General features: G+C 57.0%; 3 protein-coding genes. All 3 read right to left on the bottom strand.

The annotated features are described in order from the left end of the window. Nucleotides 1-114: 114 nt before the first annotated feature. A complete protein-coding gene (locus ACEW8Q_RS01585; protein WP_373502300.1) occupies nucleotides 115-1,182 on the bottom strand; it encodes a type I restriction enzyme HsdR N-terminal domain-containing protein in 1,068 nt (355 codons plus the stop codon). Further along, on the bottom strand, nucleotides 1,179-1,364 hold the full coding sequence (locus ACEW8Q_RS01580; protein WP_373502299.1) for a type II toxin-antitoxin system Phd/YefM family antitoxin: 186 nt from the start codon (nucleotides 1,362-1,364) through the stop codon (nucleotides 1,179-1,181). Before ACEW8Q_RS01580 ends, ACEW8Q_RS01585 begins: the two co-directional genes overlap by 4 nt. 55 nt (nucleotides 1,365-1,419) lie before the next feature. Then, nucleotides 1,420-2,622: phage terminase large subunit family protein (locus ACEW8Q_RS01575; RefSeq protein ID WP_373502298.1), on the bottom strand; the 1,203-nt coding region annotated here is incomplete at its 5' end.

The raw sequence follows: 2,622 nt of genomic DNA, 5'->3' as shown, positions 1-2,622 counted from the left end.
TTGCGGTTGCTCAGCAAAGCTTGAAGCTCAGCGCGGTCGGCGGGGCCCAGGTAAAGGCAGATGTCGGAGCGTCTCATCTCCCGAACATGCCACAGCCGGTAGCAGTTGGGAATCCTATGTCAGGCGTAGAACACTAGCGAGTATTTTCTCGCGAACGATTTCAAAGACTCGGATCAGAAAACCGCCTGAGCCGCTCGCTGGGTCGCATACAATCTCGCCCTCCTGTGGATCCAGCATATGAACCATAAACTCCACAATGCTGCGTGGGGTGAAGAACTGGCCAATTTCGCCTCTGAAAGTGCGACCAAGAAATCGTTCAAATGCAACGCCTTTCACGTCTTCACTTGTGTCAGAAAGATTATATTTTTCTAGCTCTTTAACGATTGCTTCGGCCGTGGCTGGCTTCAGGTTTATACGTTCGTCATCCTCAAATATTTTGTCGGTAGCGTAAGCCTGCTTCGTATTCTGGAAGAGGTTGTCCAGAGGATTTTCTGCGATCTGAGTCTTCAGAACGTCAACAGTGAAGAGGTTGGTTTTGTTTCGACGAGTGAGTAGCTGTCGTTCCACGTAAACTTTGATGAATAGGACCTTTGCTATCTCATCGAAGGCGGCGGCAGGATCCTTCTTTTCTCGATTTCGGATGATGTTATGGCACTTGTGCAAAAGGTCGGCGAACTCTCTTTCCTTGAATGCACGTAACTTGGACAGGAGCTCTTCGATGTCCTTGTCAGAAGCATCACCATGAGGAATGTTTTCAATCTCTTCTGTATAGCCGGGAACTTTGTTTTTCATTACGCGCCAGTACTTCGTTTCCCGCGAATTGTGAGTAACGAAGAAGGGTGCGCCACATATCCTGGCGTAGTTTTCACCTTGGCTATAGTCGGAGGGCTTAATGGTAATATTATCAGATTTGCATTCAACAATGATGAATGGGGAGTTGTCATCAACTTTGTCTTGTATGGTTCGCCACAGGACGAAGTCAGCTCGTGCGGATGCCGAGCCGCGGCCGGTCAGATCCATTTCTTCCGAGATTTGATCGACGGAGAAACCGTAATCATTTACCAGAACCAGCAAATACTTTTGACGAACGGTCTCTTCGGGTGTTTCAACGAGCCACTTCTGGCGAACGTGGCTCCAAATCTTCCCTTGCGCTGCGTCTCGTTTAATTTCTAAAGCGCTCATCTGTTTTCTTTCTCCTTCCGATGCTGCGGAAGGATGGTGCCCGTCAGCTTTTCGTATTCTTCGATTGCGATAACCAACACAACGGGTCGACCATGCTTCTCTATCACCACCGGCTCTGCGAGTGCTGTGTCGATCAGTAGACCAAACTGATGCTTAGCATCTCGGGCCGACATCGTTTTCATGGTCGCCTCCCCTGTTCGGGTCAGAATGACCATAAGAGTCCGAGTTTTCAATCGGTCATTTCATCCATGCTGACCGGATCACGGGCGTCTTGGACAATCCGTTGGGGCTATGGGAAGTACCGACCACCCCCTCCGCTTCCTCGTTCAATCGCATCCCCATGCTGATCAGCCCGTGCAGAGCGGCGTGAGCGTAGACGAAGGTATCCAGCGCCTCGTTGCGTTCGCCGTCGCGCTTGGGCTGCCAGGATCGGATGGGGCGGCCCTTCTCAAACCGAGTGACGACGCGTTCGGCAGTCAACTGGCGGAAATAGTCGGCGTCGAGGCGGCGGGGGAAGTGGATCGCGCCGGGACCGGGCTCGGTCAGTTTCAGGCGCGCGTAGACCGCGTCCTTCACCGCATCGACGCCGACGATGAACAGCGGGATCTTGCCCTTGTTGGTTCGGGTGGGACGGCGCGGCCACACCGGGATGCCGGGGCCGCCGCGCCCCTTGATCGCCCAGATGCGGCGGGCGAGGCGAGTGCGACAGAACTCGTAGGCCATCTTGGTGTGGTGGCCGCCGGTATCGACTGCGACAGCGCGCACCGGCAGATCGCCATAGGTGCCGTTCAGGACGCCGTCGAGGTCGGACCACAGGCGCGGGCCTGACGGATCGCCCCAGAGCACGCGGTAGTCGATCACCCACGCTTCCTCGTCGCGGCCCCAGCCAACGATCTGCGCCTCGATCCTATCGCCCTGCACATCGACACCCGCCGTCAACACGGCCACGCCGGGGGCGAGGTCGCCGCCCCAATCCTCGCGCCGCGCCATCAGCGGATCAGCGGGAACTGTGTCGCCCGCCTGGTCTTCCCAGGACTCGCCCAGTTTGGTGTTGACCCAGACCTGAAGCCGGGCCGGATCCTTGGCGACGCGGGCATGTTCCTGCGCGATCTCGGCCCAAGTCTCCCATGGCGAATAGAGCGATGATAGGTGGAACCCTGCCGTACGGCCATCGCCCAGCGCGGTCGGTCGCCACTCCCCGGCAGACATCAGGCGCGGCTTTTCATGCTCATGATGCACGCCACCGCAGGCCTCGCAGACCAGATAGGCGGCGTCGCGCTGTCCCTCTGGCCAGCGGATGCGTGCCCATGTGATCGGGGCCATGTCGCCACAATGCTGGCAGGGAACGTGGAAATATCGCTGATCGCTGTCGAGATAGGCCGCTTCGATGCGCGAATGGCCCTTCAGCGTGGGCGTGGACACCATGTAGATCTTGCGCCG

The organism is Aestuariivirga sp., assembly GCF_041738905.1.
Classification (GTDB): Bacteria; Pseudomonadota; Alphaproteobacteria; order Rhizobiales; family Aestuariivirgaceae; genus Aestuariivirga.
The sequence above is the reverse complement of the archived record's forward strand: the minus strand, read 5'-3'. Positions and strand labels throughout refer to the sequence as shown.

What these genes read in the sequence shown, in the direction of transcription:
- ACEW8Q_RS01580 (WP_373502299.1), bottom strand. Translation starts at nt 1,364, where the DNA reads ATGAAAACGATGTCGGCCCGAGATGCTAAGCATCAGTTTGGTCTACTG.
- ACEW8Q_RS01585 (WP_373502300.1), bottom strand. Translation starts at nt 1,182, where the DNA reads ATGAGCGCTTTAGAAATTAAACGAGACGCAGCGCAAGGGAAGATTTGG.